The 17,925-nt window shown below is 71.0% G+C and carries 20 protein-coding genes; 6 read left to right on the top strand and 14 right to left on the bottom strand.

Going from position 1 to position 17,925, the window contains the following annotated elements:
* Positions 1-3: 3 nt before the first annotated feature.
* Positions 4-1,170 (top strand): serine hydrolase domain-containing protein, encoded by a 1,167-nt coding sequence (locus tag G569_RS0111245; protein WP_028063481.1) that lies wholly within the window; start codon positions 4-6, stop codon positions 1,168-1,170.
* Here the strand turns inward: G569_RS0111245 and G569_RS0111250 are convergent.
* On the bottom strand, positions 1,167-2,690 hold the full coding sequence (locus tag G569_RS0111250) for a DHA2 family efflux MFS transporter permease subunit (protein ID WP_028063482.1): 1,524 nt from the start codon (positions 2,688-2,690) through the stop codon (positions 1,167-1,169). The genes G569_RS0111245 and G569_RS0111250 overlap by 4 nt on opposite strands.
* Before the next feature lie 6 nt (positions 2,691-2,696).
* Entirely contained in the window at positions 2,697-3,308 is a 612-nt protein-coding gene (locus G569_RS0111255) for a TetR/AcrR family transcriptional regulator (protein ID WP_028063483.1), read from the bottom strand.
* Between the two features lie 114 nt (positions 3,309-3,422).
* Between G569_RS0111255 and G569_RS62435 the strand changes: the two genes are divergently transcribed.
* Genes G569_RS62435 through G569_RS0111275 form a run of 4 tightly spaced genes read left to right on the top strand, consistent with a single transcriptional unit; the run spans position 3,423 to position 6,722 of the window.
* Positions 3,423-3,701 (top strand): hypothetical protein, encoded by a 279-nt coding sequence (locus tag G569_RS62435; protein ID WP_028063484.1) that lies wholly within the window; start codon positions 3,423-3,425, stop codon positions 3,699-3,701.
* On the top strand, positions 3,698-4,690 hold the full coding sequence (gene fgd, locus G569_RS0111265; protein WP_028063485.1) for a glucose-6-phosphate dehydrogenase (coenzyme-F420): 993 nt from the start codon (positions 3,698-3,700) through the stop codon (positions 4,688-4,690). Before G569_RS62435 ends, fgd begins: the two co-directional genes overlap by 4 nt.
* Positions 4,687-5,571, top strand: a complete 885-nt coding sequence (locus G569_RS0111270; protein ID WP_028063486.1) for an SMP-30/gluconolactonase/LRE family protein — start codon at positions 4,687-4,689, stop codon at positions 5,569-5,571. The genes fgd and G569_RS0111270 overlap by 4 nt, the downstream gene beginning before the upstream one ends.
* 2 nt (positions 5,572-5,573) lie before the next feature.
* A complete protein-coding gene (locus tag G569_RS0111275; RefSeq protein WP_028063487.1) occupies positions 5,574-6,722 on the top strand; it encodes a membrane dipeptidase in 1,149 nt (382 codons plus the stop codon).
* On the opposite strand, the gene G569_RS0111280 is transcribed toward G569_RS0111275, so the two are convergent.
* The 12 genes from G569_RS0111280 to G569_RS0111340 form a co-directional block, all read right to left on the bottom strand.
* Positions 6,694-6,933, bottom strand: a complete 240-nt coding sequence (locus G569_RS0111280; protein WP_028063488.1) for a DUF6510 family protein — start codon at positions 6,931-6,933, stop codon at positions 6,694-6,696. The genes G569_RS0111275 and G569_RS0111280 overlap by 29 nt on opposite strands.
* A gap of 2 nt (positions 6,934-6,935) precedes the next feature.
* Positions 6,936-7,619, bottom strand: a complete 684-nt coding sequence (locus G569_RS0111285) for a ferredoxin reductase (RefSeq protein WP_053226193.1) — start codon at positions 7,617-7,619, stop codon at positions 6,936-6,938.
* A gap of 7 nt (positions 7,620-7,626) precedes the next feature.
* Complete coding sequence (locus tag G569_RS0111290; protein ID WP_037495883.1) at positions 7,627-8,223, bottom strand: molybdopterin-dependent oxidoreductase; 597 nt, start codon at positions 8,221-8,223, stop codon at positions 7,627-7,629.
* Positions 8,220-8,582 (bottom strand): VOC family protein, encoded by a 363-nt coding sequence (locus tag G569_RS0111295; protein WP_028063491.1) that lies wholly within the window; start codon positions 8,580-8,582, stop codon positions 8,220-8,222. Before G569_RS0111295 ends, G569_RS0111290 begins: the two co-directional genes overlap by 4 nt.
* Before the next feature lie 184 nt (positions 8,583-8,766).
* Positions 8,767-10,587 carry an ArnT family glycosyltransferase gene (locus G569_RS0111305; RefSeq protein ID WP_028063492.1) on the bottom strand — a complete coding sequence of 607 codons (1,821 nt, stop codon included), beginning with the start codon at positions 10,585-10,587 and terminating at the stop codon, positions 8,767-8,769.
* A 1-nt stretch (position 10,588) separates the two neighbouring features.
* Positions 10,589-11,767 (bottom strand): bifunctional glycosyltransferase family 2/GtrA family protein, encoded by a 1,179-nt coding sequence (locus tag G569_RS0111310; RefSeq protein WP_028063493.1) that lies wholly within the window; start codon positions 11,765-11,767, stop codon positions 10,589-10,591.
* Between the two features lie 83 nt (positions 11,768-11,850).
* Positions 11,851-13,026: an RNA polymerase sigma factor gene (locus G569_RS0111315; RefSeq protein WP_245602472.1), complete on the bottom strand. Its 1,176-nt coding sequence runs from the start codon at positions 13,024-13,026 to the stop codon at positions 11,851-11,853.
* Complete coding sequence (locus G569_RS0111320) at positions 12,987-13,325, bottom strand: YciI family protein (protein ID WP_028063495.1); 339 nt, start codon at positions 13,323-13,325, stop codon at positions 12,987-12,989. The genes G569_RS0111315 and G569_RS0111320 overlap by 40 nt, the downstream gene beginning before the upstream one ends.
* A gap of 178 nt (positions 13,326-13,503) precedes the next feature.
* A complete protein-coding gene (locus tag G569_RS0111325; protein ID WP_157591964.1) occupies positions 13,504-14,502 on the bottom strand; it encodes a hypothetical protein in 999 nt (332 codons plus the stop codon).
* Between the two features lie 33 nt (positions 14,503-14,535).
* A complete protein-coding gene (locus G569_RS0111330; RefSeq protein ID WP_037495885.1) occupies positions 14,536-15,924 on the bottom strand; it encodes a sensor histidine kinase in 1,389 nt (462 codons plus the stop codon).
* Positions 15,921-16,613: a response regulator transcription factor gene (locus G569_RS0111335; protein WP_028063498.1), complete on the bottom strand. Its 693-nt coding sequence runs from the start codon at positions 16,611-16,613 to the stop codon at positions 15,921-15,923. The genes G569_RS0111330 and G569_RS0111335 overlap by 4 nt, the downstream gene beginning before the upstream one ends.
* A 53-nt stretch (positions 16,614-16,666) precedes the next feature.
* Positions 16,667-17,023, bottom strand: a complete 357-nt coding sequence (locus G569_RS0111340; RefSeq protein WP_028063499.1) for a YybH family protein — start codon at positions 17,021-17,023, stop codon at positions 16,667-16,669.
* Between the two features lie 61 nt (positions 17,024-17,084).
* Here G569_RS0111340 and G569_RS0111345 point away from each other — a divergent pair, with 61 nt between their 5' ends.
* A complete protein-coding gene (locus tag G569_RS0111345) occupies positions 17,085-17,924 on the top strand; it encodes a LysR family transcriptional regulator (protein ID WP_028063500.1) in 840 nt (279 codons plus the stop codon).
* The last annotated feature ends 1 nt before the right edge of the window (position 17,925 follow it).

Below are 17,925 nucleotides of genomic sequence, written 5' to 3' on the forward strand. Positions count from 1 at the left end.
GCCATGCATACGATCACGACCACTGGGATCGACCAGGTGCTGCACGACGCGGTCGAGAACGGCGTTGTGCCGAACGTCGTCGCGATGGCGGCGGATCACCACGGTCCGATCTACGAGGGTGCGGCCGGGCCGCGGGTCGCCGGTGGGTCGGACACGGTGACCGCCGACACGACCTTCCGCATCGCATCGATGACCAAGATGGTCGCGACGACCGCCGCGCTGCAATTGGTCGAGGAGGGCAAGCTCGACCTCAACGATCCCGTCGAGAAGTACCGGCCGGAGTTCGCGAAGCTGCAGGTGCTCGAGGGCTTCGACGGCGACACGCCGCGTCTGCGCGAGCCCAGGACCAAGGCCACCGTCCGCCACCTCGCCAGCCACACGTCGGGCGTCTCCTACTGGTTCTGGAACGCGGACATCGTGCGCTGGGAGGAGGCCACCGGCACGCCGAACGTGCTGTCGGGCGACGAGGTGATCTTCACCGCCCCGCTGGTCGCCGACCCGGGGACGACGTACGAGTACGGGATCAACACGGACTGGCTGGGCCGCGTCGTGGAGGCGGCGAGCGACACCCCGTTGGACGTCTACATCACCGACCACATCCTCAAGCCGCTCGGGATGGAGCACACGGCGTTCGCGATCGGCGACGAGCAGCGCGCGGACCTGGTGCCGATCCACCTCCGCGGCGAGGACGGCCGGTGGGCGGCGACCGAGATCGACTGGGCGCTGAACCCGGACTACTGGGCGGGCGGCCACGGGCTCTACTCGACCCCGCGCGACTACCTGCGCTTCCAGCAGATGCTGCTCAACAGCGGCACGCTGGACGGTGTGCAGATCCTCGAGCACGGGACGGTGGACGCCGCGTTCTCGAACCAGATCGGCAGCCTGTACTTCCCGGAGGTGATCAAGACCGCCGACCCGGGCTCGAGCGCGGACTTCTTGGCTGGCCCCGGCTACAAGTTCGGCCTCGGCCTGCTGCTCAACGACCACGACGTCCCGGGGATGCGGCGGGTCGGCAGCGGAGCGTGGGCGGGCCTGTTCAACACCCACTTCTGGGTCGACCGGAAGACGGGCGTAACGGGAGCGATCTACTCGCAGACGCTCCCGTTCGTCGAACCGCCCGTCTTCCAGATGTACGCGGACTTCGAGAAGGCGCTCTACGCCAGCCTCTAAGCGTGCATGAGCACGGGCGTCGCCTCGTCGGCGCCCGGCTCGTCGTCCTCGATCGGCTCGGGCTTCATACGCGGCAGCAGGAGCGCCACGAACACGGCGGGCACGATCAGCGCGACCGCCCACCAGTAGGTGTGCGTGAACGCCTCGGTCATCAGGTTGCGCACTGCCAGCGGCAGGTCCTGGCCGGTGCCGCCGAGGCCGTTGCCGCCGCCCGAGTTCGGGAAGCGGTCGCTCAGCGCCATGGTGAGGATCACGGACATCACCGCGGTGCCGATCGAGGCGCCGACCTGCTGGATGATGTTCAGCGTGGTCGAGGCGCGCGCGACCTGGGCGCGGCGCAGCGTCTGCATGGCGCCCGACATCAGCGGCATCATCGAGAAGCCCATGCCGATGCCCATGACGAACAGGACCGCGCTCAGCGTCCAGTAGGAGGTGTCACCGGTCAGCTGCGTGAGGCCGACCGTCGACGCGAGCAGCACGATCAGGCCCGGGATGACGATCTTGCCGACGCCGGTCTTGTCGGTGAGCTGGCCGGCGATCGGCATCGCGATCATCGCGCCGATGCCCTGCGGGGCGAGCAGAAGGCCGGAGTTGAACGCGGACTCGCCGCGGACGGCCTGCAGGTAGAGCGGCAGGAGGAGCATCGCGCCGAAGACGCTGATGATCATCAGGATCAGCGTGCCCGCCGAGACCGCGAACGTGCGGTTGCCGAACAGGCGCAGGTCGATCAGCGCGTGCTCGGTGCGCAGGCCGTGCAGGACGAACCCCACGATCAGGAGGAACCCGACGACCGCCGGGATCAGCACCTTGGCCTCGCCGAAGCCACCCGACGACGCGGACTGGGCCAGGCCGTAGATCATCAGCGCCAGGCCCGGGGAGAGCAGCAGCAGGCCGAGGGTGTCGAAGCGTTCGGCGGGCTGCGGCGAGTCCTTCGGCAGGATGCGCAGCGAGGCGAAGAGCGCGGCCGCGCCGATCGGGATGTTGATGAAGAAGATCCAGCGCCAGGAGAAGTCGTCGACCAGCCAGCCGCCGAGGATCGGGCCCAGGATCGGGCCGAGCATCATCGGCACGCCGATGATCGCCATGACGCGGCCGACGCGCTGCGGCCCCGCCGCGCGGGTCAGGATCGTCATGCCGGCGGGCATGAGCATGCCGCCGCCGAGGCCCTGGAGGATGCGGAAGAAGATCAGCGATTCAGCCGACCACGCGGCGCCGGACAGCGCCGAGCCGGCGAGGAACAGGCCGATCGAGAGCATGTAGAGGCGCTTGGTGCCGAAACGATCGGCCGCCCAGCCCGTGATCGGGATGACGGTCGCGAGCGCCAGCGTGTAGCCGGTGACGATCCACTGGATCGTCGAGAGCTGGGTGTCGAAGTCACGCGCGAGGGTGTTGATCGCGACGTTGACGACGGTCGTGTCGAGGATCGACATGATCGCGCCGAGCACGACCACGCTCGAGATCGCGAGCAGTTTGCGGTCCAGGCCCTCACTGGCGGCGGAGGACCCGTTGGGAGACGACATGGGCTTCTAGTTGTCCTTGGGGAGGAGTGGGAGTACAGGCAGGAGCACGTGGTCCACGAGCTCGAAAAGGAACGCTTGGTCGACCGGCTCGCCGGTGATGACGGCGCGGGAGAAGATGAGCGAGCCGGCCAGGTCGTGGAACAGCGGCGTGATGCGCGCGTCCGCGGAGAGCTCGCCACGCGCCACGGCGCGCGACAACAGCTTGTCGACGCGGTTGCGCTCATACACGACGACCTCCTCACGCAGGAGCGTGCTGAGCTCTTCGCTGTCGCGCAGCTGGCTGATCAGCCCGCCTGCGAGGTGCGCGTCCTCGTGCATGTGCTCGACCATGGTCTGCAGCAGCGCGAGCAGGTCGCCCCGCAGGCTGCCCTGGTCCGGGATCGCGTCCGCGTCCGCGTGCTTGGTGCGGATCGCGTCGAGGACGATCTCCTTCTTGCCGTGAGGCCAGCGCCGGTAGATCGTCGGCTTGCTGACGCCCGCCCGACCCGCGATCGCCTCGACGGTCATCCGGTCATAGCCGACCTCGGCGATGAGCTCGACCGCGGCCCGCAGGATCGCCTCACGGCGCTTCGGGTCGCGCGGACGCCCACGCAGGTTCGGCTGGGTCGGCACACTCATATTTACGACACGGTATCGTAAACCTTGAGGCTCGCAATGTCCGCGCAGGACACCTGTCCACGCCATCCGGGCCAATCGGTCCGGTGCGTGACGGGTGGGGTCAAAAGATTGCGCGTGGCGCAACTCATTGACCGCACCCGTCACGCGCCCCGCGTCGATCGGGCCCCCGAGAAGCGCGGCGCGGCTCGGCGGCGCGGGCGGGCGGCGCGGGCGGGCGGCGCGGGCGGCGCGGCGCGGGCGGGCGGCGCGGGCGGGCGGACGGCGCGGGCGGGCGGGCGGCTCGGGCGGCTCGGCGACGCGGGCGGGCGGCGCGGGCGGGCGGCCGGCGAGGCCTGGCGCCGCGGGCACGCGCGGCGCGGCCGGAGGCCGCGCGGGAATAAGGTGCTGGTGTGACCCTCACCCTCGGCTACAAGGCGTCCAACGAGCAGTTCGGTCCTCGTGAGCTGCTCGAGCTCGTACAGCACGCGGAGGACCGCGGCTTCGAGGTCTCAGGCGTCTCTGACCACCTGCAGCCGTGGCGCCACAATGGCGGCCACGCTCCCGGCGTCCTGCCCTGGCTCGGCGCCGCGGCGGCGACGACGACGAAGATCGCCCTCGGCACGAGCGTGCTGACGCCCACGATGCGCTACCACCCGGCGATCGTCGCGCAGGCGTTCGCGACGCTCGGGTGTCTGGCGCCCAACCGGATCTTCCTCGGCGTCGGCACCGGCGAGGCGATGAACGAGACGCCGATCACCGGCGGCGAGTTCCCCGGTCGCAAGGAGCGGCGCCTGAAGATGGCCGAGGCGATCCAGGTGATCAAGAAGCTGTGGTCGGAGGAGCGCGTCGACCACGAGGGCGAGTACTACAAGCTCCGGCGCGCCACGATCTACGACCGGCCGGACCAACCGGTCCCGATCTACGTGGCGGCGTCCGGCCCGCTGGCGGCCAAGCTCGCCGGGCGGGTCGGCGACGGCTTCATCTGCACGTCCGGCAAGAACCCGCAGCTCTACGTCGACCTGCTGGCCAACGTCAGGGAGGGCGCCGAGAAGGCGGGCCGCGACTACGACGCCATCAAGCGCATGATCGAGATCAAGGTCTCCTACGACCGCGACCTCGACACCGCGATGCAGGCCACCCACTGGTGGGCCGCGCTGGCCCTCACGCCCGAGGAGAAGGAAGGCGTCGAGGACCCGGTGGAGATGGAGCGCCTCGCCGACGCCGCCGTCGACCGCGCGCACACCCGCTTCATCGTCTCCGACGACCCACAACAAGTCGCCGACAAGATCCAGCCCTACATCGACCTCGGGTTCACCGAGCTGGTCTTCCACTTCCCCGGCAACGACCAGAAGCGCTACATCGACGAGTTCGCCCGAGACGTCTTCCCCCTCCTGCGCAAATGAGCTTCGAGATCCTCGATCCCAGGTTCGAGCCGCTGGTCAAGACGACCGCGAAGCTCGACCACCTGTACGACGGCTGCCGCTGGGCGGAGGGTCCCGCCTACTTCCCCGCCCACCGCGCGCTGGTCTGGTCGGACATCCCGAACGACCGCATGCTGCGCTACGACGAGGCCACCGGCAACGTCGGAACCTTCCGCACCCCCGCGGGCAATACGAACGGCCACACCGTCGACCCGCAAGGCCGCCTGGTCAGCTGCGAGCACGGGAACCGCCGCGTCACCCGCACCGAGCACGACGGCACGATCACCGTGCTCGCCGACGAGCACGAGGGCCACAAGCTCAACTCGCCGAACGACGTCGTCGTCAGAAGCGACGGGACGATCTACTTCACCGATCCCGACTACGGCATCAGCGGCTGGTACGAGGGCTACAAGGCACCGCAGGAGTACGGCGGCTGCAACGTCTTCAAGATCGACCCGATCACGGGCGCGCTGGACGTGGTCGCCGACGACATGGACCACCCGAACGGGCTCGCGTTCAGCCTCGACGAGCGGCTCCTCTATGTCAGCGACACCGGGACGAAGGACATGAGCGTCTTCGACGTCGCCGACGACGGCGCGCTCACCAACCGCCGCCATTTCGCCACCTGCACCAACGGGGGCTTCGACGGCTTCCGCCTGGACGAGGACGGCCGGATCTGGACGAGCGCCGGCGACGGCGTGCACGTCTATGACCCGGACGGCACGCTGATCGGCAAGGTGCTGGTCCCGGAGATCGTCGCCAACGTCGCCTGGGGCTGGCCGAAGCGCAACCGGCTGTACATCTGCGCGACGACTTCGCTGTACGCGATCTTGCTCCCCGTGGCCGGAGCGAAGACGATGTAGCGATGATCGACCTCCACATCCACTTCCCGATGCGACTGCTGGAAGAGGTGGAGGCCCCGCGCGACGTCATCAAAGGCATGGCGAAGGTGCGGGACCGGGAGGGCGGGAAGATCCGCGCGGCGGTGTTCGCGATCGCCGCGCGGCTGCTCAATTTCCGCAACTGGGACGGCTCCTGGCGGGTCACGCCGGACCTGCTGCGGCAAGGCGACGTGAGCATCGCCTGCTCGGTGCTCTACCGCCCGTTCAGCGAGATGGACCTCGGCGAGCCGTACGCGGCGCCGCCCGAGAGCGCCTACTTCGCCAAGCTGATCGAGCTGCTGGAGGCGACCGAGCGCGAGGTCGCGCGGACCGGCGGGGTCATCGTGCGCACCGCCGCGGACCTCGAGAAGAGCCAGACGCGCTACGTGCACTGCGTCGAGGGCGGGTTCCACCTCGGCGCGACGCCCGAGGAGGTCACGCGCAACGTCAACGACCTCGCCGATCGCGGCGTCATGTACATCACGCTCGCCCACCTCTTCTGGCGCCGCGTGGCGACCAACGCGCCCGCGCTGCCGTTCCTCCCGGAGCGCGTCTACAACGTGATCTTCCCGCAGGAGAAGGGCGCGGCGCTCTCCGAGCTCGGCGAGGCGGCCGTGCGCGCCATGTACGAGCGCAAGGTGCTGGTCGACATCAGCCACATGCGCGAGGACGCCATCAAGGAGACGTTCGAGCTCGTCGAGCAGTTGGACAAGGAGACCGGCCGCGACCCGCACGAGTACCCGGTGATCGCCTCCCACGCAGGCTATCGCTTCGGCGGCCAGCAGTACAACGTCTCCGACCACACGATCGTCAAGGTCACGGGGCGCGGCGGCGTGATCGGCCTGATCTTCGCCCAGCACCAGATGAACGACGGCCTGCGGCGGACGGAGACCAAGACGCTGGTCGAGTCGGTGGCGGTCCTCGCGCGCCACATCGACGCCATCGGCCCGCAGCACGTGGCGCTCGGCTCCGACCTCGACGGCTTCATCAAGCCGACGCTCGGCGGGATCGAGAACGCCGGCGACCTCGCGGCGCTGGCGGCGGCGCTCCGGAACCGCTATCCGACCGACGCCGACGCGATCCTGGAAGGCAACGCGCGGCGGGTCATCGAGACCCGGTTCGCCACTCCATGACCCGCACGCCGCGCATGTCCATGTGCCCGCGGGCGTAGCGCAGCAGGACGCCCTCGCAGTTCGGGCAGCGCAGGACGGTGCGGTACAGCATCGCCTCCGCGAGGGGACCGGTCGTGCCGCAGCCGACGCACGTCACGACCGCCGTGGTGACATCGAGCGCGAAGACCTCGGACAGCTCGCCCGCGGCCGCGTTGCCGTCGAGATGCTCCATCGTCACCCTCCGCCGAAGCGCTCGGTCCTGATGGTGGCCGGTTCCTCCCCGAGCGCGACGAGGTGGTTGGCCACGGTCTCCACGAAGGTGGTGGGACCGCAGATGTAGGTGCGGCCGCCCAGGAGCGCGGTCTCCTGGAGCATCGCGCGATCGACGCGCCGGGAGTAGCCCGTCCACCCGCTCGGCTGGCGGCGCGTGTAGGTGAGCGTGACGTCGACGCCGAGCAGCTCGAGCTCCCGCGCGTACAGGACGTCGTCGGCCTCGCGGGCGCTCACCAGCAGCTTGGCCTGGACGTCGGAGCCCGCGTTGCGACGGTGGCGCAGCATCGACATCAGCGGCACCAGGCCCGACCCGCCGGCGATCAGCATCAGCGGCGTCGTGTCGCTCGCGTCCCACACGAACCAGCCGCCGAACGGCCCTCGGACCTCGAACTGGTCGCCTTCGCGCGCGACCTGCACGAACCACGGCGACACCTCGCCGTCGAAGAGCTCCTCGACGGTGATCATCGGCTTGCCGTCCTCGGGGGCGGACGCGATCGAGTACGAGCGCTGCGCCCGGTAGCCGTCCTCCGCCGTGAGCCGGACGTCGATGTGCTGGCCCGCGCGGTGGCCGTCCCACCCGGGGACGTCGAGCGTCAGCGTGGCGGCGCGTGGAGTCTCGGGGGCGATCGCGGCGACGGTCGCCACGCGCCAGTCAGTCGCCCTGATAACGCTGTTCAAGCCAGGGGTCTCCGCGGTCGTGGTAGCCGAGCGTCTCCCAGAAGCCCGGGTCGTCGGACTCGGTGAAGTACAGGCCGCGCACCCACTTCGCGCTCTTCCAGAAGTAGAGGTGCGGGACGAGCAGGCGGGCGGGACCGCCGTGCTCGGGCTCGAGGTCGTCGCCCTCGTAGCCGTACACGACCCAGGCGCGGCCGCCCGTGATGTCCTCCACCGGCAGGTTGGTCGTGTAGCCGCCGTCGGAGAACGCGGTCACGTAGCCGCCGAGCGGCTCGATCCCCTCGAGCAGGGTGTCGACCGACACCCCCTCCCACGACGTGTCGAACTTCGACCAGGTCGTGACGCAGTGGATGTCGACGGTCGGCGTGTCGGACTCGAGCGCCCGGAACTCCTCCCAGGACCACTCGCGCTCGGTGTCGACCGCGCCGGCGATCCGGAACGTCCACTCGTCGAGGGGCGTCTCCGGCGTCGGGCCGGCGCTGAGCACCGGGAAGCCGCGCTCGAGGTACTGGCCGGGCGGGAGCCGGTCGCCGGGCGTCGTGTCGCGCCGCCGGTGGAAGCCGCGGGTGATCATCCGGGCGTGTGGCAGACGGCTTCGGCGTTGTTGCCGTCCGGGTCGAGGGCGTACGCGCCGTAGTAGTGCGGGTGGTACTCGGGGCGCAGGCCGGGATGGCCGTGGTCGCGCCCGCCCGCGGCCACCGCCGCGGCGTGGAACGCGTCGACGTTCTCCCGGTCATTCGCCTGGAACGCGATGTGCACGCCACTGGACGGCTCGCGATCCATGAGGAAGAAGATGGGACGGGCGGTGGGACCGAAGGCGGCGTAGTGCTCGCCCTCCATCACGACCCCGAACCCGAGCGGCGCGAGGGCCGCCTCGTAGAACGCTCGCGAGGCGGCGAGATCCCGGACGCCGATGGCGAAGTGGTCGAGCATGCAGCCGGGACGCTACATGCCCGTCCAAATGTGGACTAGAGTCGTGCGACTGCTTCTCAGGTCCAGGTGCACTTCGCCTCGGCCATGGCCGGGAGAAGCAGCGTCGCGGCGAGCGCGGTGGAGATGGTGAGGACCTTGATCTTGTTCATGGTGCGTAGCTTCCCGGCGGCCGGATACGCGGCGGTTATGCGGCGGTAAGTCGGTACAGCCCGTCGTAGCCGTCGACCGCCGTGCCGTGCTGCTGGACCCATTGGTCGATCGTGCCGTCGCCGGAAGCGAGCGCGTACTCGACCTCGCCCTTGGCCACCATGCTCGCGAACTGCTCGACGGTCGGCGCGTTGTCGCGACCGCTGAACCCGCCGATCGTGACCACGGCCTTGCCGGTCTGGATGATGATCGGGGCGGTCGTCTGCGACCCGTTCGCGGCGACGAGGTACTTCGCGCTGCCCTGGTGGGCCTCGAGGTAGGCGAGCATGTCCGTGGAGACGTTCGCGCGCCCGCCGAACCCGCCGCCGCCGGGAGGGCCGCCCGCCATGCCCGCGCCGCCGCCCGGCGCGACGCCACTCGGTGGCTGCCCGCCGCCGAAGCCGCCGCCCGGACCGCCACCGCCGAAGGCGCCGCGGCTCACGTCCGACGGACCCGCGAGGACGTTGTTGCCGTTCAGGCTGTGGCCGACGTTCGCCACGGCATACGAGCCCGGACCGGCGAGCAGCGCGACCCCCGTCGCGGCGATCGCGATCCACCGCTGCTTCGCGAGCAGCGCGAGCGCGGCGACCGCGGCGGCGATCGGGATCGCCACCCGCAGCCACGGTGCGAAGTCCGGGGTCCGGTTCAGCAACTCGACCGCGAGCCACGCGGTCGCCACCACGGACACGGCGAGCACGCCTCGCGGCAGACGGGTCACGCCCATCCCGACGAGTGCGGCGACCGCCGGGGCCAGCGCGCTGACGTAGTACGGGTGGAAGATCCCCTGCTGCGAGGAGAAGACCGCGACGTGCACGAGCGCCCACACGCCGAAGAGGACGAAGCCGGCGCGCGCGATCCCACGGGTCTTCCACGCGCCGTACGCGAAGGACACGCCCGCGAGCGGGAGCAGCCAGGCGATCTGCGCGCCCACCTGCTCGTTGAACATCCGCAGCCAGCCCGCGGCGCCGCCGAACGTCGGACCACCGCCGCCGCCCATGCCGCCGCCCTCGCCGAAGATCCGGCCGAAGCCGTTGTAGCCGAGGATCAGATCCCACACCGAGCCGTCGGTCGAGCCGCCGATGTATGGCTTCGCGCCCGGCCACAGTGACACCGCGAGCGGCCACGCCACGCTGACGAGGACCATCGCGGCGCCCGCGATCAGCAGCTGCCGCACGCGCGTCCACACCGGCACGGGCGCGAAGCCCACGTAGGCGACCGCCAGGGCGGGCACGATCATCCAGCCCTGGAGCATCTTGGTCATGAACGCGAGGCCGACGAGCGCGCCCGCGATGACCAGGTGCTTGGTGCGGCCGGACTCGAGCGCGCGAACGGTGAAGTAGGCGCTCAGCACGAGCAGCAGGACGAGCAATGCGTCAGGGTTGTTCACCCGCGCGACCGCGATCGCGATCGGGCTGAGCGCGAACGCGAGTGCCGCGATCAGCGCCGACGCGTCACCGGCGATGCGGCGGACGGTGGCGAACAGCGCGCCGACCGCGGCGATCGTGCACAGCGCCTGCGGCAGCAGCACGCTGAACGACGAGAAGCCGAGGACGCGCGCGGAGAGCCCGCTGAGCCAGAGCGACAGCGGCGGCTTGTCGACGGTGATGAAGCTGCCCGGGTCGATCGCGCCGAAGAACCACGCCTTCCAGCTCTCCGCGCCGGCGCGGGTCGCGGCGGCGTAGTACTCGTTCGAGTAACCGCTGATCGTGAGGTTCCAGAGACACAGCGCCGCGGCCAGGACGAGGACGCCGGCGAAGGACAGCTTGACCCAGTTCGGCCGTGACAGGACCGCCGGACGGCGCAGAGCGAGCGTCGTCATGTCAGCGGCTCACGAGGTCGAGCGACGGGCGGAGCGCGCGGCGGCGCCGGGTGAACACCCACGTGCGCATCGCGATGTAGCGGGTCACCGTCGCCGTCAGCGAGGCCGCGATCAGCACCGCGAGCTGCACGCTGCGGGCCGGGTGCGGGTCGAGACCGTGCAGGACCGCGAGCGCGCCGTTGGTCAGCGCGAGCGTGAGCACGAACACCAGCGCCCCGCGCACATGGTGGCGGGCGAGGTCATCCCTCCCCCGGACGCCGAATGTGAGGCGCCGGTTGGCGGCGGTGTTGGCGACCGCGGTGATCGCCAGCGCCGCGGCGTTGGCGCCGAGCGCGCCGAGCACCGGAGCGAGCCCGAGATAGATCAACGCGTACGCGATCGTGCTGAGCACGCCGATGCCCATGAACTTCGCGATCGGGCCTCCGGCCAACAGGCGGGCGACGCCCTTGAGGTCGGTGATCGCGGTGTGGACGATGTCGACCCGCGAGTCGGGGTCGTCGACCCAGTCCACCGGGACCTCGTGAATACGCAGTCCTCGACGCTGCGCGAGGACCAGCAGCTCGGTGTCGAAGAACCAGCCCTCGTCGACGACGTCGTCGAGCAGGTTCTCCAGGGCGTCGCGGCGGACCGCCTTGAAGCCGCACTGGGCGTCGGAGAACTTCGCCCGTAGCACCGTGTGCAGGAGGCGGTTGTAGCTGCGCGAGATGAACTCGCGCTTCGGTCCGCGCACCACCCGCGAGCCGTGGGCGAGGCGGGTGCCGATCGCGAGGTCGCTGTGACCGGACAACAGCGGCGCGACCAGCGGCATCAGGCCGCGCAGGTCCGTCGAGAGATCGACGTCCATGTAGGTCACGACCTTCGCCGCGCTCGCGGACCAGGCGGCGCGCAGCGCGCGGCCGCGGCCCTTGCGCTCGAGCCGCACATAGCGCACGCTCGGCAGCGTCAGGGCCAGCCGGCGGGCGATGTCGGGCGTCGCATCGACCGACGCGTTGTCGGCGATCACGATCCGCCACGAGAACGGGAAGCCGTCCGAGAGGAACCGGTGCAGCCGGCGGATGCTGTGCTCGAGACCGGCGGCCTCGTTGTACACGGGGACGACGATCTCGACGTCGGGTGCCGCCGCGGCCGCGAGCGCGCGCCGAGGGGCGGAAGTCAGGAGCGGAGAGGCGAGCTCGGGCATGGCTTCAGCTTCGGCTCACCGCGTCAGAGCGCACTGTGACGTGGCTGAGAGGTTCCTGGGGACAACGGCACGGCGGCTGAGGACTACCCCCGAGCTTGCCGGGAAACGGCTGAGAGGCGGCGCTCGAGGAAGCGGCGCTCAGGGTCGGTGGGCTCGAGTGACAGCGCGCGGGCGTACTCGAGCGCCGCCTCGCCGTCCCGCCCCAGCCGGCGCAGCAGCTCCGCCCTCGTCGAGTGCAGGTACCGGTAGTCGTCCAGCGACAGCGCGTCGACGAGTGACAACGCGCCCGCCGCGTCGCCCGCCTCGGCCACAGCGACCGCGCGGTTGAGCTCGACCACCGGCGACCGGGTCAGCGCCGCGAGCTCTCCATACAACGCGACGACCTGCGGCCAGTCGACCGGCGACTCGAGCTGGAGCGACGCGATCGCCGCCTGGAACACGTACGCACCGGGGATCGTCAGCGGAATCGCCCTCGCTTCGGCGATCTGCGCCCGGTTCCACAGCGACCGGTCCTGGTCGGCGAGCAGCACGAGCTCGCCGTCCACCACGCGGGCGGCGCGGCGGGCGTCGTGACACAGCATCAGCGCGAGCAGGCCGCCGACCTCGGGCTCGTCCGGCATCAGCGAGCGCAGCACACGCCCGAGGCGGATCGCCTCGACCGCGAGCTCGCCGCGTCCGTCATAGCCCGCGTTGAAGATCAGGTACACGACGCCGAGGACCGCCGACAGCCGGTCCGGCAGCAGTTCGTCCGCCGGCACGGCGAACGGGATGCCGGCGCCGCGGATCTTCGCCTTCGCTCGCGTCAGGCGCCGCTTCATCGTCTCGGGGGCGACGAGGAACGCCGACGCGATCTCCCCCACGCTCAGCCCGCCCAGCGCGCGCAGGGTCAGTGCCACCTGCGCCTCGCGCGACAACGCCGGGTGGCAGCAGGTGAAGATCAGCTCCAGCCGCTCGTCGGGGATGGTCGGTTCCTCGGTCTCCACGGGCTCCTCGATCAGGGCGAGCTTGGACGCCAGCACGCGCTCGCGGCGGATCCGGTCGATCGCGCGCCGCTTGGCCACGGTCACGAGCCAGGCGGTCGCCTTCGCCGGCTCGCCGTCGCGGGGCCAGCGCTCGGCCGCGGCCACGAACGCCTCCTGCGTGGCCTCCTCGGCGAGGTCGAAGTCGCCGAGGAAGCCGACGAGGATGGCGAGGACGCGACCCCACTCCTCGCGGGTGTTCAGCGCAGGAACCCCCGCACGGGGCGGATCTCGACGCACCCGCCGAAGCGGGCGGCGGGGACGCGGGCGGCGAGCGCGATCGCCCCGTCGAGGTCGTCGGCCTCGATCACGTAGTAGCCGCCGAAGACGTCCTTGGTCTCGGCGAACGGACCGTCGGTGACGAGCGTCTCGCCGTCGGCCACGCGGACCGTCGTCGCCATCGAGACCGGCTGCAGGTGCGCCGAGCCGACGGACTCCTCGCCCACCGCCATGTACTCGGCGGTCATCGCGCGACGGTCGTCGTCGGTGAGCCCCTCGTAGTTCGCGGGGCGTTCGTAGATCAGGAGTGCGTAGTGCATGACCGTGTGACGAACAGGATGCACGTTTGGGGACAGGGGGAGGCTCGCGTGCCGGCGCCGGGGGTGCGATGAGGTGGTCAAGCTCACCGGAACGCCGGTCGCGAAAGCATGGACACGGACGTGGGCCGGCACGCGAGCGCCCTTCCAGTGTGTCGTGTGATCGGCGATACACAAGACTTCAGGAGCGGTAGGCGATCCCTTCGGTCGTGTCGACCAGCCAAACATTCCGGCCGTCGGCGATCAGGCCGTGCACGTCGAGCCGGCCGGTCGGCTCGACGCTGGACACCTTTCCGGACGGCGTGACGCGGCGCAGCGCCTCCATCGTCGGCAGGCCGCCGGCGTCGATCGCCTCGCTGCGCGCCGGGACGACGAGCTTCCCGCCCGCGACCACGACGTCGATCCCGCTCCCGCCGATCTCGACGCGCTTCGTGATCCGGCCCCGGTCGTCGACGCGGAGCAGGTCCGTCCCGCGACCCGTGACCCACAGCGCCCCGTCGAGGCGGGCGATCCGCTCCGGCACCTCGGCGTCGAGCGTCGCCACCATGCGCGCGCGATTGGTGCGCGTATCGAAGCTGACCAGCGCGCGGTCGCGATGGTTGACGATCCATGCGGTCGAGCCGTCGAAGACCATGTCCGCCGGCCCGTCGCCGACCGCGACCTTGGCGACCACCTCGCCTTGCGGGTCGATCCGGATGACCTCGCCGGTCCGATCGTCCATCGACCACAGCGAGCCCGCGCCCTGCCACAGGTTGTACGGCGCGGCCGTCTCGAGATCGATCGTCCGCGTGACCCGGTCGTCCTCGATCTCGTAGAGGGTGCCGCGGGCATCGAGCGCCCACAGCGCGTCGAAGGCGCTCAGGATCGCGATCGGCGAGCCGTCGAGGTCGATCTGCGCGCCGTCGAGCGAGATCAGGCGGTTGTCCCACTTGCACGCCACCCACGTCCGGCGGCCGGTGCGGGCGAGGACCATCGTCGGCCAGAAGTCGCCCGCGGCGGCGCAGGCGCGGTAGGCCCGGGCGCCGGGGAGACGGCCACGGACGCGGCGGGCGGGGGTGAGACTGCGCGACGGGGTCGCGGTGGCCTCGGGCGAGGCGGCGGGTGTGGCGGTGCGGGTGGGCGCGGCGTGCTCACCGCACCCGGCCAGCAGCAGCGCCACGACGACCACGCGACCCCTCATCGGTCAAGGGATGTGCGCCGCGTGAAAGCCGCGTCAGTTTCGGGCCGGGAGGCGCACCTCGAACGCCGCTCCCCCACCTGGAGCATTGCTCGCGCGGACCGAGCCGGCGTGCCCGTCGACGATCCCCGCGACGATCGCGAGCCCCAGGCCCGCCCCGTCCTTGCCGCGCTCGCGCCCGCCCTCGGCGCGCCAGAAGCGCTCGAACAGCGCGTCGGCGTCATCGGTCGGCAGGCCAGGGCCGTGATCGCGCACGGCCAGCCGCACGCCGCCGTTCTCGCGCTCGACCGAGACCTCGATCGGCGTGCCCGCCGGCGTGTGCACGAGCGCGTTGCGCAGGAGGTTGGCGAGCACCTGGCGGAGCTGGTCGGCGTCGCCGGTGACGGCGACGGGTGTCGCGTGCAGCTCGATGTCGCGGTCGGGATCCGTGGCGCGGGCGTCGTCGACCGCGTCACGGGCGAGCACCGAGAGATCGACCGCGCCGTGCTCGGCCTCGCGCACCTCGTCCAGCCGCGCCAACGTCAGCAGGTCCTCGACGAGGACGCCCATGCGCGCGGCCTCGTCCTCGATCCGGCGCATCGCCTTCGCGATGTCCTCCGGCTTGTTCGCGGCGCCCATGCGGAACAGCTCGGCGTAGCCGCGGATCGACACCAGCGGCGTGCGCAGCTCATGCGACGCGTCGGCGATGAAGCGGCGCAGCCGCTCCTGCGATGCCTCGCGGGCCGCGAAGGCATCCTCGAGCCGGTCGAGCATGCGGTTCAAGGCGAGCCCGAGCCGCCCGACCTCGGTGCGCGAGTCGGTGGTCTCGACGCGGTGGGAGAGGTCGCCGCCGGCGATCGCCGCGGCCGTGTGGCCCATGCGGTCCAGCGGGAGCAGACCGACGCGGACGACCACGAGCGCGAACCCACCGATGAAGCCGAGCGCGACCACGATCACGATGCCCTCGACGAGCAGCAGCCGCTCGAGGGTCTGGTTGGTGGCGCTCATCGGGATCGCGGCGACGATCGTCTGTCCGTCGAAGGTGCGCTGCGCCAGCACGCGGTACTCGCCGATGCTGGTGTCGACCGTCTTCGGCTCGCCGATCTCGAGGTCGGCCGGCAGCGCGGGCTTCTCCCCCGTCTCGCTCTGGCCGAGGAAGTCGGACGCGATCACGGTGCCGGAGCTGTCGCGCAGCTGGCCGAACGTGTCCTGGGGCGCGCCGCCACCGGGAGGCGGGGCGCCGCGGCGCGGGCCGCCGCCGAAGTCCTCGTCGGCGCCCGAGAGCTTGTGCTGGAGCACCATGCTCACGCTCGACAGCTGCGAGTCGACGCGGTCGAGCTGGAACGAGCGCTGCGATGCATACGTGACCGCGCCGACGAGCAGCATCCCGGCGGCGGCCAGGACGAGCACGCCCGCGACGAGCCGGCCACGCAGCGACGCGATCATGCGCGCGGCGTCCTCAGCGTGTAGCCGACCCCACGCACGGTGTGGATCAGCGACGGCCCGTAGAGGTCGAGCTTCTTGCGCAGGTAGCTGATGTAGGTCTCCAGCACGCGGGCGTCGCCGCCGAAGTCGTAGTCCCACACGTGGTCGAGCAGCTGCGCGCGGGTGAGCACGCGGCGCGGGTTGAGCATCAGGTAGCGCAGGAGCCGGTACTCGGTGGCGGTGAGGTCGATCGGGTTGCCGTCGCGGCTGACCTCGCGCGAGTCCTCGTCGAGCTCGAGGTCCTCGAAGCTCAGCCGGCTCGACTCCGCCTCGACCCGGCCGGAGCGGCGCAGGACGTTGCGCACGCGTGCCAGCAGCTCCTCGAGACTGAAGGGCTTGGTCACGTAGTCATCCCCACCGGTGGTGAGCCCGCGGATCTTGTCCTCGGGCGCATCACGAGCGGTGAGGAAGATGATCGGCGTGCCGGCCCGCTCGGCGCCGAGCCGGCGCGCGACCTCGAAGCCCTCCATGTCCGGGAGCATCACGTCGAGGACGATCAGGTCGGGGCGGAAGGCGGCCACCTTGGCGAGCGCATCCGTGCCCGTCCCGGCGGACTCCACCGTGAAACCCTGAAAGTTCAGGGCCATGGAGATGACGTCGACGATGTTCGGCTCATCGTCGACGACCAGTACGCGGTTGCTCTCACTCATCGCGGGCAGTATCGGCCCCGAAGCTGTGAGTTTCCTGGGAGGGGTCTGAGCGGTTACTGCGTGAAGTCGGGGCGGTCGAGCACGCGCAGCCAGGAGCCGTCCGGCTGGCGGCGGACGACCTGGGCGCGGGCGCCGGCATCGTCCTGCGGCTGGGTGGCAGTGAGCGCGAGATCGTCGGTGACGAGCGTGGTCAGCGGCTCCTCGTACTCGAAGTGCGGCCTGTCCGCCACGAGCGCCTCGTAGAGCTTGACGATCGCCTCGCGGCCCCGCGTGATCCTGCCGGGCGGGAAGGCGATCACCGCGTCGGACTCGTAGAGGTCGGCGAGCCCGTTCGCATCGCCGGCGTTGACGCGTTCGACGAACAGGCGGGTGATGTCCTCGGGGGTCTGTGCCTTGGTCATGCCCTTCATGGTCGCCGCGGTCGCCCATACGCACAACAGCTGATTCGTATGGGAGCTAGCATTTCTGCGTATGGAGCTGCGGCAGCTGGAGTACTTCGTCGCGGTGGTCGAGGAGGCGAGCTTCACGCGCGCCGCCGAGCGCGTGCTGGTGGCGCAGTCAGGCGTCAGCGCGCAGGTGCGGCGGCTCGAGCGCGAGCTCGGCGTGGCGTTGCTCGAGCGCGGGCCGGTGCGGCCGACGGAGGCGGGGCTCGCCGTGTTGCCGTTCGCTCGGGCCGCTCTGGCCGCGGTGGGCGGCGTGCGCGAGTCGGTCGACGAGCTGCGCGGCCTCGTGCGCGGGCACGTCCAGCTCGGCATGATCACCGCGGGGCCGGCGGTGACGATCGGCGAGATCCTGGCCACCTTCCACGCCGCGCACCCGGACGTCGAGATCACGCTCACCGAGCACGCCTCGGACGAGCTGTTCGCGGGCGTACGCGAGGGGACGCTCGACCTCGCCGTCGCATCGCTCGGCGCCGAGGCGCCCGCCGGCGTCGAGACGCACGTGATCATCGACGCCCCGATCGTCGCCGCGATGCGCGCCGATCACCCGCTCGCGCGCCGCACGTCGCTGCGTCCCGCCGATCTGACCGCGTATGCGTTGATCTGCCTTCCCCGCGGCACCGGGGTCCGCGCGATCTGGGATGCCACCGGCGTGCCCGCCCGGGTGGCATTCGAGGCGTCGGACCCGGGTGTGCTCGCCCAGCTCGCGGCGCGCGGACTCGGCGTCGCCATCCTTCCCGCCCCCGCGGCGGCGGGGTTGCACACGTATCAATTGGGCCTGCGCGGGCGGGTCGCGCTGGTGTGGCGCGAAGGCGGGCCCTCATCCCCCGCGGCACGCGCGTTCATGGAGCACGCGAGGGGTAGCGTGTGAC

Source organism: Solirubrobacter soli DSM 22325 (genome assembly GCF_000423665.1).
Taxonomy (GTDB): Bacteria; Actinomycetota; Thermoleophilia; order Solirubrobacterales; family Solirubrobacteraceae; genus Solirubrobacter; species Solirubrobacter soli.